The organism is Burkholderia cepacia (genome assembly GCF_029962485.1).
Lineage (GTDB): Bacteria > Pseudomonadota > Gammaproteobacteria > Burkholderiales > Burkholderiaceae > Burkholderia.
This window is the reverse complement of record NZ_CP073639.1, coordinates 178,700-193,916: the sequence shown is the minus strand read 5'-3', so window position 1 is coordinate 193,916 and position 15,217 is coordinate 178,700. Positions and strand designations below refer to the sequence as shown.

General features: G+C 65.5%; 15 protein-coding genes. 5 read left to right on the top strand and 10 right to left on the bottom strand.

What is annotated here, in order from left to right; translation table 11 throughout:
- Positions 1-7: 7 nt before the first annotated feature.
- Entirely contained in the window at positions 8-1,513 is a 1,506-nt protein-coding gene (locus KEC55_RS31975; protein ID WP_282512662.1) for a hypothetical protein, read from the bottom strand.
- A 452-nt stretch (positions 1,514-1,965) separates the two neighbouring features.
- On the opposite strand from KEC55_RS31975, the gene KEC55_RS31970 reads away from it, so the two are divergent.
- A complete protein-coding gene (locus KEC55_RS31970) occupies positions 1,966-4,137 on the top strand; it encodes a hypothetical protein (protein WP_282512661.1) in 2,172 nt (723 codons plus the stop codon).
- Positions 4,138-4,144: 7 nt separating this feature from the next.
- Positions 4,145-4,852, top strand: a complete 708-nt coding sequence (locus tag KEC55_RS31965; RefSeq protein WP_282512660.1) for a DUF3142 domain-containing protein — start codon at positions 4,145-4,147, stop codon at positions 4,850-4,852.
- Between the two features lie 43 nt (positions 4,853-4,895).
- On the opposite strand, the gene KEC55_RS31960 is transcribed toward KEC55_RS31965, so the two are convergent.
- Together KEC55_RS31960 and KEC55_RS31955 are read right to left on the bottom strand one after the other, a co-directional pair.
- On the bottom strand, positions 4,896-5,270 hold the full coding sequence (locus KEC55_RS31960; protein ID WP_282512658.1) for a gamma-glutamylcyclotransferase family protein: 375 nt from the start codon (positions 5,268-5,270) through the stop codon (positions 4,896-4,898).
- 58 nt (positions 5,271-5,328) lie between these two features.
- The gene (locus tag KEC55_RS31955; protein ID WP_282512656.1) at positions 5,329-5,979 is read right to left on the bottom strand and encodes a LysE family translocator; all 651 of its coding nucleotides are present in this window, start codon (positions 5,977-5,979) and stop codon (positions 5,329-5,331) included.
- A 165-nt stretch (positions 5,980-6,144) separates the two neighbouring features.
- Between KEC55_RS31955 and KEC55_RS31950 the strand changes: the two genes are divergently transcribed.
- Positions 6,145-7,065, top strand: coding sequence for a LysR substrate-binding domain-containing protein (locus KEC55_RS31950; protein ID WP_282512654.1), 921 nt, complete (start codon positions 6,145-6,147; stop codon positions 7,063-7,065).
- Between the two features lie 76 nt (positions 7,066-7,141).
- Here KEC55_RS31950 and KEC55_RS31945 read toward each other — a convergent pair whose 3' ends face one another.
- Together KEC55_RS31945 and KEC55_RS31940 are read right to left on the bottom strand one after the other, a co-directional pair.
- Positions 7,142-7,978 carry an alpha/beta fold hydrolase gene (locus tag KEC55_RS31945; RefSeq protein ID WP_176050979.1) on the bottom strand — a complete coding sequence of 279 codons (837 nt, stop codon included), beginning with the start codon at positions 7,976-7,978 and terminating at the stop codon, positions 7,142-7,144.
- Positions 7,979-8,132: 154 nt separating this feature from the next.
- Entirely contained in the window at positions 8,133-8,966 is an 834-nt protein-coding gene (locus KEC55_RS31940; RefSeq protein ID WP_282512652.1) for an oxidoreductase, read from the bottom strand.
- Between the two features lie 94 nt (positions 8,967-9,060).
- Between KEC55_RS31940 and KEC55_RS31935 the strand changes: the two genes are divergently transcribed.
- Positions 9,061-10,032 carry an AraC family transcriptional regulator gene (locus KEC55_RS31935; RefSeq protein WP_282512650.1) on the top strand — a complete coding sequence of 324 codons (972 nt, stop codon included), beginning with the start codon at positions 9,061-9,063 and terminating at the stop codon, positions 10,030-10,032.
- Between the two features lie 159 nt (positions 10,033-10,191).
- On the opposite strand, the gene KEC55_RS31930 is transcribed toward KEC55_RS31935, so the two are convergent.
- Genes KEC55_RS31930 through KEC55_RS31920 form a run of 3 tightly spaced genes read right to left on the bottom strand, consistent with a single transcriptional unit; the run spans position 10,192 to position 13,099 of the window.
- Positions 10,192-11,127, bottom strand: a complete 936-nt coding sequence (locus KEC55_RS31930; protein WP_282512648.1) for an alpha/beta hydrolase — start codon at positions 11,125-11,127, stop codon at positions 10,192-10,194.
- A 1-nt stretch (position 11,128) separates the two neighbouring features.
- Positions 11,129-12,013 (bottom strand): alpha/beta fold hydrolase, encoded by an 885-nt coding sequence (locus KEC55_RS31925; RefSeq protein ID WP_282512646.1) that lies wholly within the window; start codon positions 12,011-12,013, stop codon positions 11,129-11,131.
- 30 nt (positions 12,014-12,043) lie between these two features.
- A complete protein-coding gene (locus KEC55_RS31920) occupies positions 12,044-13,099 on the bottom strand; it encodes a sugar phosphate isomerase/epimerase family protein (protein ID WP_282512644.1) in 1,056 nt (351 codons plus the stop codon).
- A 111-nt stretch (positions 13,100-13,210) separates the two neighbouring features.
- On the opposite strand from KEC55_RS31920, the gene KEC55_RS31915 reads away from it, so the two are divergent.
- On the top strand, positions 13,211-13,804 hold the full coding sequence (locus KEC55_RS31915) for a TetR/AcrR family transcriptional regulator (protein ID WP_282512642.1): 594 nt from the start codon (positions 13,211-13,213) through the stop codon (positions 13,802-13,804).
- Here KEC55_RS31915 and KEC55_RS31910 read toward each other — a convergent pair.
- Both KEC55_RS31910 and KEC55_RS31905 read right to left on the bottom strand, forming a co-directional pair.
- Complete coding sequence (locus KEC55_RS31910; RefSeq protein ID WP_282512640.1) at positions 13,737-14,264, bottom strand: hypothetical protein; 528 nt, start codon at positions 14,262-14,264, stop codon at positions 13,737-13,739. The genes KEC55_RS31915 and KEC55_RS31910 overlap by 68 nt on opposite strands.
- A gap of 43 nt (positions 14,265-14,307) precedes the next feature.
- Positions 14,308-14,964, bottom strand: a complete 657-nt coding sequence (locus tag KEC55_RS31905; RefSeq protein ID WP_282512638.1) for an NUDIX hydrolase — start codon at positions 14,962-14,964, stop codon at positions 14,308-14,310.
- Between the last annotated feature and the right edge of the window lie 253 nt (positions 14,965-15,217).

Below are 15,217 nucleotides of genomic sequence, written 5' to 3'. Positions count from 1 at the left end.
GAGCCCGTTACGAGCCCGGCGTATAGAAACTGGCCTGCACCTGGCTGCCGATGCTCGGGACATACGATAGCCAGGCGAGCGCCATCGCCCCCGTCGCGTTGACGGCCAGTGCCGGCCACGACGCGCTTTGCGCCGCCACCGTCGACGCGCTCCACGCGCCCTTCCGGTAGCTGGCCGCGATGACGGCCGACGCGCCCGGCAAGCCCGTGTCCTGCCATGCGGCCGTTACGTTGCCGGCCGCATCGATCACGAGCGGCGGGAACTGGATAGCCGCGCCGTTCAGGTGTTCCGTCAGTCGCTGCAGCGGCCCCCAGTTCCCGCTGGCATCGGACACGCTCACCTGCAGGGCCGCGCCGCCCTCCGCCCACATCGCAGCGGCCACGCCGTTGTCGTTGACGGTCAGCATCGGCGTGGCGATGAAACCCGTCGGCTCCACGATCGCCGGCGAGACGGGTTGCGCGGGCTGCCACCCGGTTCCGGACACGTAGCGTTGCGACATCGTGGCGGTGTAGATCTTGCCGCCCGTCACGTCGATCTCCCCCCAGAGCAGCGTGATGTTGCCCTTCGCGTCCATGCCGGCCACCGGCGAGATGATCGTCGTGAACAGGCTCGTGTTCGACACGGCCTGATTGACGTTGGTCCAGCCGTTGGTCGCGTCGTACGTGGCCGTCCACAGCGCCGAGTGCGTATGGTTGGTCTGCCGCCACGCGAGCACGGCACGGCCCGACGACAGGACCGAGATCATCGGCCGCACGTTGTCGGTATCGCCGGTCACCGCGCCCGGGCCGCTCTGCACCGGCATCTGGATCACCGCCGCAGGCGACCACTGTCCGGCCTGCGTGTAGCGCGACCAGGCGATCCGCGTATCGAGCAGGCTGATCGACTGCGTCCAGGCGACGAGCGCGTTGCCCTGGCTGTCGATCCCGGCCGAATAGGTCGAACCCGTCACGTCCGGCACCAGTTCGAATGCCGCGCCCCATCCGCCGGCAGGGCTGTACGGGCGCGCCCATAGCGCGTACGTGTTGGGGCCCGGCATCCATTCGGTCCAGAACGCGACGGCCTGCCCGCTCGCGTTGCCCACCAGTTGCGGCGGACTCGAACTCGTGGTGTTCATCGAATGCGAGCCGTCGCCGGTGTCGAGTCGTGTCGCGCTGCCCCAGCCCGATCCCGCGACATAACGCGCACCCCACATCTCGTTGCCGTTCGCGCCGGCCGGGCCGTTGGTCATCCAGGTCGCAAGCGCGTTGCCGCTCGCGTCGATCGTCACGCTGGGATCGCCCTCCGGCCCCTTGCCATCCGCCGCGACAGCCTGCGACCAGCCGGCCTGCGGCTGCGTGGTACCACCGCCCGTCGGGCCGCCGCTCGAACCGCCGCCGGGCGAGGTCGGGCTAGAAGGCGAGCCGGGATTGTTCGGTGTCGACAGCGACGCACCGCCGTTCGGCGCGACGTCGTCGCCGCCGCATGCAGTCAGCGCGAGCGCGGCTGCCATGACCATCCATGTAATGGGTTTCATCGGAATCCTCTTGTTTTCATTTGTCGGCGCACGCTCATGTTTCGTTTGCCGAAACAGCGCATCACATTGCCAATAAATTAATAAGCAATGCTATTTATAAGGCATGGAAACCGGCATCCTTTCGCGCCCCGGTCACGATCGACTCCGTCGTGCGGATCGATGCGAACGCCGCTTTCGGCAAACCGCCCCCGTCGCTCAGCGAGAACGACGACAGGTCGTCTATCGTCGGATGTCCGTCACTGCCGGCTGCATCTTAATTCAGGCAGTCCGGATTCAAGGTGGCGTTGCGTCCACACTGAGTGGACTTCCATTTCACCCGGCGGCGAGCGACGCAACCGGCCCGCCGGCGCATACCGGCAACCGTCGCCGCGCGTGCGGTACGATACGCGCCGGGGCGACGCGCCCCGCCTGAGAGACCCGGCCGTCGCGGCCCCCTACCCAGCACAAGAAAAATGCCAAGCAACCCATTGCTGCACCGACACCTGTTCGCCGCGCTGGCGGCCAGCCTGCTCTGGATTCCGGCCGCCCATGCCAGCGGCGACGACGGCTGCTACGCACCGACCACGCTCCGGCAGCCCGGCTACTCGTGCGCCAACCTGCCGATGCTGAGCCCCGCCAACGACACGCGCGTCAACGCGATGCTGCTGATGGTCGACAGCGCCAAGGTCGCGCAGGTGTTTCCGGACCCGAAGGCCATCCCGGCGAAGGACCGAATCAACCAGATCATCGTGCCGTTCCCGATGGACTTCTCCGGATGGATCGACATCGGCCAGAAGGAGCCCGAGAAGGCCGGCGGCACGACGGATGCCGATGCCTCGTCGAACCGGTATGCCGACGGCGAAGGCAGCATCTGCCGCAGCATGAACGCGGGTGCCGATGCGTTCGACGATGCCCTGACCGGCGCCGGCGGCCTGCCCGCCGACGAAGCCACACGACTGCGCGCGGCGCGTACCGACATCGCGCAGAAGACCTGTGCCGCCGGCGGTGCGAGCGCCGCGTGGGCGAAACCGCCGGTCAAGTCGCCGCTCGGCCAGCAGTTCGCCGCATACCTCGACGGCACCAACGCGTTCTATCGCGCCGACTTCCTTACCGCTACCCAGTCTTTCGCGAAGGCTTCGCACAGCGCGAACCCGTGGCTGAAGGAAACCGGGCTCTACATGGCCGGGCGCGCGCAGCTGAACGCCGCGCAGGCCAACGTGTTCGACAACGACAGCCCGACGCCGACGCGCGCGCGCGTGGCGAAGGTGTCGCTCGACGCCGCGAATACGGTATTTCGCACCTACCTGAAGGTGTATCCGCAAGGGCGTTATGCGGTGTCCGCGACGGGCCTGTTGCGGCGTGTCGCGTGGCTCGGCGGGAACGTCACGCAGCAGGCCGACCTTTACGGGCACGCGCTTGCGCGCTGGTCGCCGGCGACGTCGAACGTGCCGCTGATGCAGCTGGCGAACGAGCTCGACAGCAAGCTGCTGTTCGGACCGGATTTCGACGCACGCCAGATCCAGTCGCCGACCGTGCTCGCGACCGTCGACCTGATGCGCATGCGCGTGTCGGACAGCGGCGATTCGAGCAGCAACAAGCCGATTACGCTGGACGAACTGCAGGCGCAGAAGCCGCGCTTCGCGAACGCGCCCGTGCTCTACGACTATCTGCTCGCGACCTGGTATGTCCAGATCGGGCACAAGCCGGACGCCGCGCTCGAACTGCTGCCGCAGACGCCCGCCGCACCGCTCGACTACTTCGGCCTGAGCCAGCAGGCGCTGCGCGCGTTCGCGCTGGAAGACAGCGGCCAGAGCGACAAGGCACGCCAGCTGTGGCGCGACCTGATCCCGCTCGCGAAATTCCGTTTCCAGCGTGAAGCGCTGGAACTCGCGCTCGCGATCAACCTGGAGCAGGCCGGGCTCGTCAACGACGTGTTCGCCGACGATTCGCTCGTGCAAAACGCCGCGATTCGTGCAGTCCTGCTCAGGCGCGCGGCCAATGCGGACCTGCTGCGCGCGCAGGCGCAAAACCAGGCGGCCGGCGGCGCGCTGCGCGACACCGCGCTGTATGCGTTGCTGTACAAGGAACTCACGCGTTCGCACTACGCGGAGTTCATCGCCGATACCGCACTGGTGTCCGGCACGCCGGCCGATCCGCTGAAGCCGTTCATCGCGGCCGGCCCAAAGAAAGACGACGGCTATACCTGCCCGTCCGCGCGCGACATCGCGACGACACTCCAGCAGAATCCCGCCGACGCGAAAGGATTGAACTGTCTCGCCGATTTCGTGCGCCTCAATCCGCTCGTGGCCAACCTCGAAGGCGATTCGGCGCCGTGGGTGCGTTACACGCCGCCGTCGAGCACCCCGCGCACGCCGCCGCCGACCCTCGGCAACGCACCGTCGCAATTCGCGGGCAAGCCGTACGAACGGATGTCGAGCTACGTGACGGTCATGGCCGATGCGCAGGCGAACCCGAACGACCGCGCCTACGCGCTCTACCGCGCGATCAAGTGCTATGCGCCGGCGGGCAGCAACGAATGCGGCGGCAAGGAGGTGCCGAAGAACACGCGCAAGCGCTGGTTCGACACGCTGAAGACCGCCTATCCGGGCAGCCCGTGGGCGCAGAAGCTCCGCTACTACTGGTGAGCGCCGCATGAAGCGCATCGCGTGCATCGCACTGTTGCTGGCCGCACGCGTCGCGCTGGCCGGCACCGTCGATGCCGCCCGGTACGACGCGTTCTGGCTGTGGGCGGGCGTGAAGCCGCAGGCCGTCGTGCGCGGCGCGCGCACCGTCTACGTGCTGCAAGGGCAGATCGAAGCTGCGCCGCGCGACGAGTCGCAAGTCCGCGTGATCGCGCAGGGCGTCGCGCTGCCGCCGGCACCCAACGCGCACATGTGGCTCGTCTATCGCGCGCATACGCTGCGCTGGACGCCGCGCGTCACGCAGATCATGCTCGCGCAGCTCGAACGCTGGCGCGCGTCGGGCAGCACGATCACCGGCATCCAGATCGATTTCGATGCGCGCACTCGCCATCTGCAGGATTACCTCGAATTCCTGCGGACGCTGCGCACGACCCTGCCCGCCGATTGCCGGCTGAGCATCACGGGGCTGCTCGACTGGAGCAGCCGCATCGATACCGACCAGGTCAACCAGCTCAGGGGCATCGTCGACGAGGTGGTCGTGCAGACCTACCAGGGGCGCCGCACGATTCCCGACTACGCTGCCTACCTGCCGCGCGTCGCGCGGCTGCAACTGCCATTTCGCGTCGGCGTGATCCAGGGCGGCGAGTGGGACGCGCCGCCCTACCTCGCGTCGAATCCGTGGTTCCGCGGCTACGTCGTGTTCCTGCGTAACGACTAGCGGGTGGCAACGTGCCGACGGCGAGCCGGTACGTGCATGGGCGTCAGTCCGGACGCGGCGAACTCGCGTCGACGTACACCCACGCCGAGACGCCCGATTCGAGCATGACGCGATCGCGGCGATAGGCGGCGACTTCATAGTCGTCCGCGTGCTGCAGTTCCTCGCGCGTGATCGCGAACACGGCGCCGGTCACGCGGTCTCCGGCCCAGCCCGTATAAGCCGCCACCGGATGATGGGTCTTCCCGCTCGTCGCGACCACTTCCGGATCTTCGATCTTCAGCATCGTCATCGCGTAGCCGGGCATCGCATCTTCATGACCGTCGAGTTTGCGGCCGAAGGTGGCGAGCTGCACCCGTTCGAGTTGCAGCGTGCCGTAGGAAAAAAGATGCTCGGAGAAAGTCGGATCGGTGCTGGACATGAGGGATCTCGATGGATGAAGTCAGGGCAAACGAAGCGTAACGCAGATCGCCGATGCCCTACGCGGCTCCCGCGATCGTGCCGGCGAGCCCCGCGAGCGCGATCACGAGCAGCGCGAGCGCCGACGATGCGGTGATCCAGCGCTGCTTCCGGTGAATCAGCGGATGGTTGATCGCGGCCATGTAGCCGGTCAGGATCGTGAAATCGACCACGATCCACAGCGCGGCCAGGATCGCCAGGCTCACGCGCGAGTCCGGCGTAATCGCGACGAACTGCGGAAAGAACGCGACGAAGAACAGCAGGTCCTTCGGATTCGCGATGCCGACGAGAAAGCCGCGCACGATGCCGGGCAAACCGCGCGGTTGCGGGACCGCTTCGCCCGCCGCTGCGCCGCCGCTGCCGCGCATGCGGCCGGCGCGCCATTCGCCGAGCAAGGTGCGGATCGCCAGCACCGCGATGAACACACAACCGATCACGTGCAGCCCGTCGAGCAGGCGATCGCTGACGAGCACGACGCCGAACACCATCAGCATCGCGCCCGCGATCATCACGAGGCTCGCGGCATTCGCGCCCACCGCGGTCAGCATGCCCTGACGGAAGCCGCGTCGCGCAACAGTGCCCGTCACGAGCATGACGACCGGGCCGGGCGTCGCGATGAGCAGCACGATCGCGGCAAGATAGGCGAACAGCAGCGGGTAATGGAATGGCATGACAAAAAGTTGTTCTATCGATTGATGGATGGGCCGGTCACGGTGGCATCATGGTGATCCAGCACGCATAATTTCACCGTTTTCTGGAGTATTGCGCGTCCGGGCCACTGCTGAAAAACGGAAAATCCTGTTGCATCACATGAGTTTTATTCATATTCGAAACCCATGAAGGCCAAACCGATCCCACCCGTCTACGCGCTGCGCGCATTCGAAAGCGCCGCGCGCACCGGCTCGTTTACGCTTGCCGCCGAGGAACTGAGCCTGACGCAAAGCGCGGTCAGCAAGCATGTGAAGACGCTCGAGGCCTACTTCGGCCGGAAGCTGTTCGTCCGGCGCGGGCCGAAGATGACCGTGACGGCGGAGGCGCACATCTTCGCGTCGGGGCTGAGGCGCGGCTTCCGGCAAGTCGAGGAAGCGTGCATGCTGTTCCAGACGCAACGCGACGTACTGCGGCTCAAGGCGCCGTCCACGCTCACGATGCGCTGGCTGCTCGACGCGCTCGCCGCCTTTCGCGCCACACGGCCGGCCTTCGAAGTGCAGATCGCGAGCGTGTGGATGGATGTCGATACGGTCGATTTCTTCAGCGAATCCTACGATTGCGCGATCCTGCTCGGCGCCGGCAGGTTTGGCGAAAGCACGCACTGCGTGAAGTTGTTCGACGAATGGCTGATTCCGGTGTGCTCGCGCGCGACCGCGACGCTCGCACGTGCGAACCCGTCCGCGTGCGAGCTGATTCACCCGTCGCCCGACCGGCGCGACTGGCGCCGCTGGCTCAAGGGCAGCGGCCACGATCTGGACGTCGATATCACGCGCGGGCAGGTGTTCGACATGCTCGAACAGGGGGTGGCGGCGGCGATCGCCGGCCACGGGATTTCGATCGGCGACCTCGCGCTGTGCGCGAAGGCAATCGACGAGAAGCAACTCGCGCTGCCGTTCAAAACTGCCGTCAGCACCGGCGACGCGTACTACCTCGTCTGGCCCGAGGATTCCGGCAAGGCCGCGCAGGTGCGCGAGCTGCATGCATTTCTGGCGAGCCGGATGCCGCGCCTGACGCGTCCGGGCGTCCGCTTCAACGGGATGGGCTGAAACCTGCGGCAGGCGGTCGGATCGCCTGCCGCCCATCATGGCGCAGCCCGCCGAAGCAGGCATGCGCCCGACATCGTTACGCCTGCACGAACGCCAGCAGGTCGGCGTTCAGGACGTCCGCGTTGACCGTCAGCATCCCGTGCGAATAGCCCGGGTAGGTTTTCAGCGTGCCGTTCTTCAGCAGCTTGACCGACTTCAGCGCGGAATCCGCGATCGGCACGATCTGGTCGTCTTCGCCGTGCAGCACGAGCGTCGGGACGGAGATCGACTTCAGGTCGCCGGTCTGATCGGTTTCCGAGAACGCCTTGATGCCTTCGTAGTGCGCCTTCGCGCTGCCTTCCATGCCCTGGCGCCACCAGTTGCGGATCACGCCCTGATGCACGGTTGCACCTTCCCGGTTGAACCCGTAGAACGGGCCGCTCGGCACGTCCAGGAAGAACTGCGCGCGATTGTCGGCGAGCGCTTTCCGGAAGCCGTCGAACACCTCGAGCGGCAGGCCTTCGGGGTTCGATTCGGTTTTCAGCATCAGCGGCGGTACCGCGCTGACCAGCACGGCCTTCGCGACGCGGCCGGCCGGCTCGCCGTGCTTCGCGACGTAACGCGCGACTTCGCCGCCACCGGTCGAGTGACCGATATGCACGGCATTGCGCAGGTCGAGCGCCTCGACGACCGCGAATGCGTCCGCGGCGTAGTGATCCATGTCGTGGCCGTCCGAGACTTGCGCCGAGCGGCCGTGGCCGCGCCGGTCGTGCGCGATCACGCGATAGCCCTTCTGTACGAAGAAGAGCATCTGTGCATCCCAGTCGTCGCCGGACAGCGGCCAGCCATGGTGGAACATGATGGGCTGCGCGTCCTTCGGGCCCCAGTCCTTGTAGAAGATCTCGACGTGATCCTTCGTGGTGACGTATGGCATCGCGATTGACTCCTGTGAGGTGGATGAACGTGGCGCACTGGCCGACGGTCATTATCGGACATTATTGTGAAACCACGACGCCACGACGCGACGCGACGGCCGATCATCCACCGGCAGGAAATGAACGGCGCCGTTGCGTCGCGCACCGCGCGCGTCAGCCGTCCGTCGAGACCGTCACGGCCTCCCACGCGCGGATTTCGTCGTCCAGTGCCGACAGCTTGTTCCGCACGAGCCGCAGCGCATCGCTGCCGAGCAGCAGATGCGCGGGCGGGTGGTCGGCCGCGATGACGGCGAGCATCGCCCGCGCGGCCTTCGCGGGATCGCCGGGCTGCTTGCCGCTCTTCTCCTCGCGCGCCTGACGGATCGGGTCGAAGAGCGCGTCGTAGTCGGCGATCGAGCGCGGCGTGCGCGCCATCGAGCGGCCAGCCCAGTCGGTTCGGAACGATCCCGGCGCCACGGCCGTCACCGCGATGCCGAACGGCGCGAGCTCCTTGCCGAGCGTTTCGGAAATGCCTTCCAGCGCGAATTTGCTGCCGCAGTAGTAAGCGATACCCGGCATCGTGATGTGGCCGCCCATCGACGTGATGTTCAGGATGCGCCCGCGCCGGCGTTCTCGCATGAACGGCACGACGGCCTTCATCATCGCAACCGCGCCGAACACGTTCACGTCGAATTGCCGGCGCATCTCCGCGAGCGGCGCTTCCTCCATGATCCCTTCGTGCCCGTAGCCAGCGTTGTTCACCAGCACGTCGACGGGCCCGACGTTCGCCTCGATCTCCGCGACGACGCCGTCGATGCGCTCGAAGTCGGTCACGTCGAGCACGCGCGCGAACGCCGCCTGCGCGGACAGCGCTTCGAATTCCCGCGCCGCCTGCGCGCCTCGCACCGTCCCGACCACCGTGTGACCGGCCGCCAGCGCCTCCTGTGCCAGCGCGCGGCCGAAGCCACTGCTGACGCCCGTGATGAGCATGATGTTGCCGGATGCCATGTGTGCTTCTCCCGAATCTCGATTGGAGCATGCATACTAGTCTGACCATCGACGCCGATTAAGCCCGATTCCACTGATTTTCTTGCACAAACCTATGAGTGCCGCCCCCACCTCGACTCCAGCGCCATCGCTGCCGCCGCGCGACCGGAAGCGCCTGGTGACGCTGCTGCGCACGCTGGCGCCCGACGAAGGCTACAACCTGACGGCACTGCCGAGCGTGCGCATCCTGCGCTCGAACCGCGCGCTGTCGCGCACGCCGGTGCTGTACGACCCGGGCATCGTGATCGTGTGCCAGGGATCCAAGCGCGGCTACTTCGGCGGCGAGCGCTATCTGTACGACGAACACCATTACCTGGCCGTGTCCGTGCCCGTCCCGTTCAGCATGGAAACCGATGCGACGCCCGAGCGCCCGCTGCTCGCGCTGAATCTGCACCTCGATTTCACGCTGGCCGCCGAACTCGCGGCGCAGATCGACCGCGAAGGCAGCGCGGAACCCGTGCAGCCACCGCGAAGCATGATGTCGACGCCGATGGATCAAACGATGCACGCATCGGTGCTGCGTTTCGTCGAGGCCATGCACCGGCCGCTCGACGCCGCGGTGCTCGGCCCGGCGCTGCTGCGCGAGTTGTATTTCCGCGTGCTCACCGGCGCGCAGGGCAGCGCGATGCGCAGCGCGCTTGCGATGCGCGGGCAGTTCGGCCGGATCGGTCGTTCACTGCGCGTGATCCACGCCGACTACGCGCAGCCGCTCGACGTGTCGCAACTGGCCGACGAAGCCGGCATGAGCGTGCCGAGCTTTCACAGTCACTTCAAGGCGATCACGCAGGTATCGCCGATGCAATACCTGAAGTCGACGCGCTTGCATCAGGCGCGGTTGTTGATGGTGCGTCAGGACCTGACGGCGGAGGCGGCCGGCTACGCGGTCGGCTATACGAGCCCGTCGCAGTTCAGCCGGGAATTCAAGCGCCTGTTCGGCCTGACGCCGGCGAAGGAGACGCAGCGCATGCGCGCAAGCTTCGCGATTCCGGAAGCATTCGAGGATGCGGTGTTCGTGTCGTCGCATTGACTGGAGCACCTGGAGCGGCCCGAATGCGATGCCAGCCCGCATGGTCGGACGATCGACATTGATGCGGATGCCACGGCAAAAGCCGCATGCAGCGGCACCCGCGAGCCGTTCAACCCCGCCTGGCGACACTGCGCATTGGAACCATGCGCAAGCGGATCGCTATCGGAACACGTTGCGCATATCCGCTGCGGCCCACTCGAACAAACGGCGCGCTGCCGGCGTCACGCCACACATATGAATGCAGCCATGCACCATTCCGGGCAGCACACGCAGATTGACCGGCACGTTGGCATGCCGTAACCGCTCCGCATACGCTTGCGCATCGCCGTGCAACGGATCGAATTCACACGCGAGCAATGTGACGGGCGGCAACCCCTCATGCGAGCCCGCGCGCAGCGGCGACACGTAAGGCGATCCGCCCTCGGCCGGATCGTTCAGATACATTGCATAGCAGTACTGCATGACCTCTTTCGTCAGATAGTAGCCCTGCCCGTAAGTCCGGTAGGACGCCGTGTCCATGGACGCATCGAGCGGCGGGTACAGCAGCAGCTGATGCGCGATGGAAGGGCCGCCTTGCTCGCGGGCGACCAGACAGGCCGCCGCCGCGAGGTTGCCCCCTGCGCTGTCGCCGCCGACGGCGATGCGCCCGAGGTCGATCCCCAGTCTGCCCGCATGTCGAAACACCCAGGCCAGCGCATCGCAGAAGTCCTCCAGCGGCCCCGGGAATTTATGCTCGGGCGCAAGCCGGTAATCGACTGAAAGCACGACACAGCGCGTCGCGCTGGCCAAGGCGCTGCAAGGATTGTCGTAGAGGTCGAGTGTACCCAGGCACCACCCGCCACCATGCGCATAAACGATGGCCGGTTGAGGTAACCCGCCATCCCCGATACCGGATGGCCAATAGGCGCGCATGCGTATCTGTTGCCCGTCGCGCGTCGGCACCGCGAAGGTTTCAACGCGGTCGACGGATTCCAATGGCCCGTGCCACGCCCGCAGCGCGCTATCCGTGGCATCGCGCAACTCGGTCAGGGACGAAGCGGGTTCGCCCAAGGCCAGTTGTTCCAGCAATGCCGCAATGTCGGCGTCGACCGGCATATCAGCGGCTCCGTTCCAGGAAGGGGATCAGGTGCCCGATAAAGACCTCGGGCGCCTCCTCCATAATGAAGTGTCCGCAGTCGGGCACGACCGCGCCCTGCAGATCAGTCACGTTGTCCCGCATGGTAACCAGCGGCGCATCGCGGGTGGCATGTTCCGCGCCGATGGCGAGCACCGGCATCGTCAGCTTGCGCTTTGCCCGCGCCTGATTCTGGCGAACCGTCTCCGGGATCGCGCGGTAGTAGGAGAAACCGCCACGCAGGCCACCCGGTGATGAATAGGCATCGACGTAGACATCGACGGCCACGCGGTCGCGCCGGAACGACCAGCGATTGAACATGAACTCCAGGTAGGCCCGTTCACGCCCCGCAATCAGCGTTTCGGGCAGGTCGACCAGCTGGTTGAACATGAAATGCCACAGGAAGATGTTTTCTTCCGGTGGAACGAAGATCGAAGGCGCGGGCGCCAGCCCGGGGATCACCGCCTCGGTCAATGCCAGCGCCGTCACTGCCTCGGGCTGGTCGCTGGCCAACGCATAGGCCACCCACATCCCGACATCGTGGCCTGCCACCTGGTAGGTGTCGAAGCCAAGTTCCACCATCACGCGATGCATGATCGCGGCAATGTGCCCCGTGTCGTAACCATCGTGAGGCCGGTCGGAATAGCCGGTGCCTGGCGGGTCGACTGCAATGGCCATGAACCCACGTTCCTCGAGCGCCCGCATGACGTGGCGCCATGCGTACCAGGTCTGCGGCCAACCGGGAATCAGCAGGACCGGGGCGCCCGTGCCGGCGATGACGCAATGTACCCGCTGGCCGTCGATGCGGACATATTGATGAGTAAAGCCGTTGGAGCCAGACGACGGCGACAGAAGTTGAGCGGACATATCGATTTTCCGTAGTGAGGTGGGAGCGGCTCACGCCATGCCGAGCATGGTGTGAATTTGCCGTGCATTGACCGCCGCGCCGGCGAAATCGTCGAAGGCGCGCTCCGTCACGCGGATCATGTGGTCGTTGATGAACGCAACGCCTTCGCGTGCGCCGTCCTCCTGATTTTTCAGGCAACACTCCCACTCCAGGACCGCCCAGCCCGTGTAGTCGTACTGCGCGAGTTTGGAAAAGATCGTCTTGAAGTCGACCTGACCGTCGCCAAGCGAACGGAAACGGCCGGCACGATCAAGCCATGAACTGTAGCCACCGTAGATGCCTTGCCGCCCCGAAGGCCGGAATTCCGCGTCTTTCACATGGAACATGCGGATGTGTTCGCGATAGATGTCGATGTAGGCCAGATAGTCCAGTTGCTGCATCACGAAATGGCTGGGATCGAACAGGATCTTGCAACGCGCGTGCTGGCCGACCAACGCATGGAAGCGTTCGAAAGTGACGCCGTCATGCAGATCTTCGCTGGGGTGGATCTCGTAACAAAGGTTGACGCCGTTGTCATCGCAGACATCGAGAATCGGCCGCCAGCGGCGCGCCAGTTCGTCGAAGGCCGTCTCGATCAGGCCCGCGGGCCGTTGCGGGAACGGAAACAGGTAGGGCCACGCCAGCGAGCCCGAGAAGGTGCCCATATCGGTCAGCCCCAGGCGCCGTGAAGCGCGTGCCGCCAACTCGAGTCGATCCAGCGCCCACGCCGTGCGCCTGGCAGGATTGCCACGCAGGGGCTCCGGGACGAAGCTGTCGCACATCGCGTCGTAGGCCGGATGCACGGCAACCAGTTGCCCGAAGATGTGCGTCGTCAACTCGCTGATCTCCAGGCCGTGCTCGGCCAGGGTGCCTCGCACTTCGTCGCAGTAATCCTGGCTATGCGCAGCGGTCTCCACATCGAACAAGCGCCGGTCCCAAGCGGGAATCTGCAGTGCCTTGAAACCAAGACCAGCGGCCCATTGCGCGATGTTCGGCAAGCTGTCGAAGGGCGCGACGTCGGCGGCGAACTGCGCAAGATGGAGGCTGGGCCCCTTGAGGGTACGCATATGCATGTCCTATTGTTTATTGATCGACAAAGAATAGGACATGGGAATCTGTCGTGTCAACACCGCACGCGATAAAATCAGCGCATCGACGTATTGCAAACGAGAGGGGCAATGGCAGGACGACCGAGGGAATTTGATCGCGACGCGGCCTTGAAACAGGCAATGCTCGTGTTTTGGCGGCGCGGTTACGAAGGCACGTCGATGTCCGACTTGGTCGAAGTCATGGGCATCGCATCTGCACGCATCTATGCCGCCTTTGGCAGCAAAGAGGCCCTGTTCCAGGAAGCCGTGATGCTCTACGAGCAAAGCGACGGCAGTTTCGCCGACCACGCCCTCAAGGAAACGAATGTCCGCGCGGCGATCGAGACCATGCTGCATGACGCGATCGCCACCTATACGAGGCGCGGCCGCCCCCATGGTTGCATGGTGGTCTCCTCGGCCACGAACTACTCGGCCAGTAACGAAGGCGTGATGACGTGGCTGGCCGAGCATCGGCGAGCCCGAACGCAATCGATCCTCGAGCGCCTGCGAGAAGCGCTGGACCAGGGCCAGCTCAAGCCTGGCACCGATGTCGACGCACTGGCCGATTTTTATGCCGCGCTGTTGCATGGCATTTCCGTCCAGTCCCGCGATGGCGTCACGAAGGATCGCCTGCTGGCATCCGTCGGACCGGCGATGCTGCCGTTGGATCTGGTGCTGCGCTAGCGAACCACCGGCATCTACCGGCGATTTTCGACATCGCATCCAGCAACGTGCGTTGTTCAAGCACGGCGGAATCGGCTTCATGCAGAATCGCCAAAACGGCCAGCAGGATGAACCCGCACCCCACGTCGCAGAGCGCGACGCACCAGGGGAAGTCGTCGACAGTTGGTTGCGCACGCAACAACATCAACAAACCGATCCCCACGCGGAACATCAACACCCCGGTGTTCGACCGCGGGGTCGCAATCAAGCGGTTCGCCAGCCGCCCGGCAAACGGCGCGCACAGTGCGACCGCAATCGGCCATGGCGCAAAGGCCAGCGCATTGACGCCGAACGCCGTACCTAGCGAAGCGGGTGGAAAGATCACCCGATGGAGACCGTTACCGACGCCGATCAGGATCACGACGGCGGCAAAGTAACGCCGGGGGATGTCGAAGCCTTGGTCGCCGACCGTCTCTGCCATCTGCCGGCGCGACCTTTGCGGGCCTGACGCCCGTTACGTGAACCTAGTCGAGACGGGCCCGCTCCCCGTGCCCGGCATCGAGCGCCAGACCGGCCAGCGACTTCAGGATGAACGCGGTCACGCCCCAAATGTCCTGCGGCTGGTCCGCCCAGTACCAGCCGCCCACGCGTTCGCCGTCGCTGTACTGACGCGGCAGGTCCGGATTCAGCAACGCGGAGAACGGAAACTCGAAAATCTCCTCGACTTCGGCCGGCGCGGCCTCCCATGCGGCGGTTTCCGGCACGATGCCGATCACGGGAAAGATCGCGTGATTCCGCTTTCGGGTTTTATGAATCGGCAAGCACCCGACCACGCGAACCGCGCCGGACGCGAGGCCGATTTCCTCGAACGCTTCGCGCAGCGCCGTCGCGCCGATACCGACGTCTCCCTCCGCCGGACGTCCGCCCGGAAAGCTCACCTGCGACGAGTATTCGCTGAGCCCCGACGAACGCTTGGTCAGCAGGATCGTCGGCTCGCGCCGCGTAACGATCGCGACCAGCACGGCGGAGAATTTCCATTGCCCGTCGTTGTCCGCAAGATATTGCTTCGCCGTCGGCCAATCCGTTGCGGCCGGAATCCGGAAGCCTTCCACGCCACGCACGATCGCTTCCAGGGCAGCTTGCCCGCCGCCGTTGCTCGACACGTTTCCATCGGAAACCATGTGTTCCTCCTGCCCGCCTGAATCGGCAAGCGCCGAGCGACACCGAACCCGACACATGTGACCTGGGCGCGGCGTCGCAGTCTTGGTCGTAATACCGGATGATCCGCATCCGGATGCGCTCGCCAATGGCACGCGCACACACTCGACTCGCTGCTCCAGCACAAGAATATCCGCCATCGTTGCGTCAACCTGAACGACCGGACCGGGTCACCGTCGACGAATCGGAGCACCCCGATGATGCATGAAAAGCGGA

Bases quoted from the DNA above. Each gene is read 5' to 3' on its own strand.
- KEC55_RS31975 (WP_282512662.1), bottom strand. From the start codon at position 1,513: ATGAAACCCATTACATGGATGGTCATGGCAGCCGCGCTCGCGCTGACT.
- KEC55_RS31970 (WP_282512661.1), top strand. From the start codon at position 1,966: ATGCCAAGCAACCCATTGCTGCACCGACACCTGTTCGCCGCGCTGGCG.
- KEC55_RS31965 (WP_282512660.1), top strand. From the start codon at position 4,145: ATGAAGCGCATCGCGTGCATCGCACTGTTGCTGGCCGCACGCGTCGCG.
- KEC55_RS31960 (WP_282512658.1), bottom strand. From the start codon at position 5,270: ATGTCCAGCACCGATCCGACTTTCTCCGAGCATCTTTTTTCCTACGGC.
- KEC55_RS31955 (WP_282512656.1), bottom strand. From the start codon at position 5,979: ATGCCATTCCATTACCCGCTGCTGTTCGCCTATCTTGCCGCGATCGTG.
- KEC55_RS31950 (WP_282512654.1), top strand. From the start codon at position 6,145: ATGAAGGCCAAACCGATCCCACCCGTCTACGCGCTGCGCGCATTCGAA.
- KEC55_RS31945 (WP_176050979.1), bottom strand. From the start codon at position 7,978: ATGCCATACGTCACCACGAAGGATCACGTCGAGATCTTCTACAAGGAC.
- KEC55_RS31940 (WP_282512652.1), bottom strand. From the start codon at position 8,966: ATGGCATCCGGCAACATCATGCTCATCACGGGCGTCAGCAGTGGCTTC.
- KEC55_RS31935 (WP_282512650.1), top strand. From the start codon at position 9,061: ATGAGTGCCGCCCCCACCTCGACTCCAGCGCCATCGCTGCCGCCGCGC.
- KEC55_RS31930 (WP_282512648.1), bottom strand. From the start codon at position 11,127: ATGCCGGTCGACGCCGACATTGCGGCATTGCTGGAACAACTGGCCTTG.
- KEC55_RS31925 (WP_282512646.1), bottom strand. From the start codon at position 12,013: ATGTCCGCTCAACTTCTGTCGCCGTCGTCTGGCTCCAACGGCTTTACT.
- KEC55_RS31920 (WP_282512644.1), bottom strand. From the start codon at position 13,099: ATGCGTACCCTCAAGGGGCCCAGCCTCCATCTTGCGCAGTTCGCCGCC.
- KEC55_RS31915 (WP_282512642.1), top strand. From the start codon at position 13,211: ATGGCAGGACGACCGAGGGAATTTGATCGCGACGCGGCCTTGAAACAG.
- KEC55_RS31910 (WP_282512640.1), bottom strand. From the start codon at position 14,264: ATGGCAGAGACGGTCGGCGACCAAGGCTTCGACATCCCCCGGCGTTAC.
- KEC55_RS31905 (WP_282512638.1), bottom strand. From the start codon at position 14,964: ATGGTTTCCGATGGAAACGTGTCGAGCAACGGCGGCGGGCAAGCTGCC.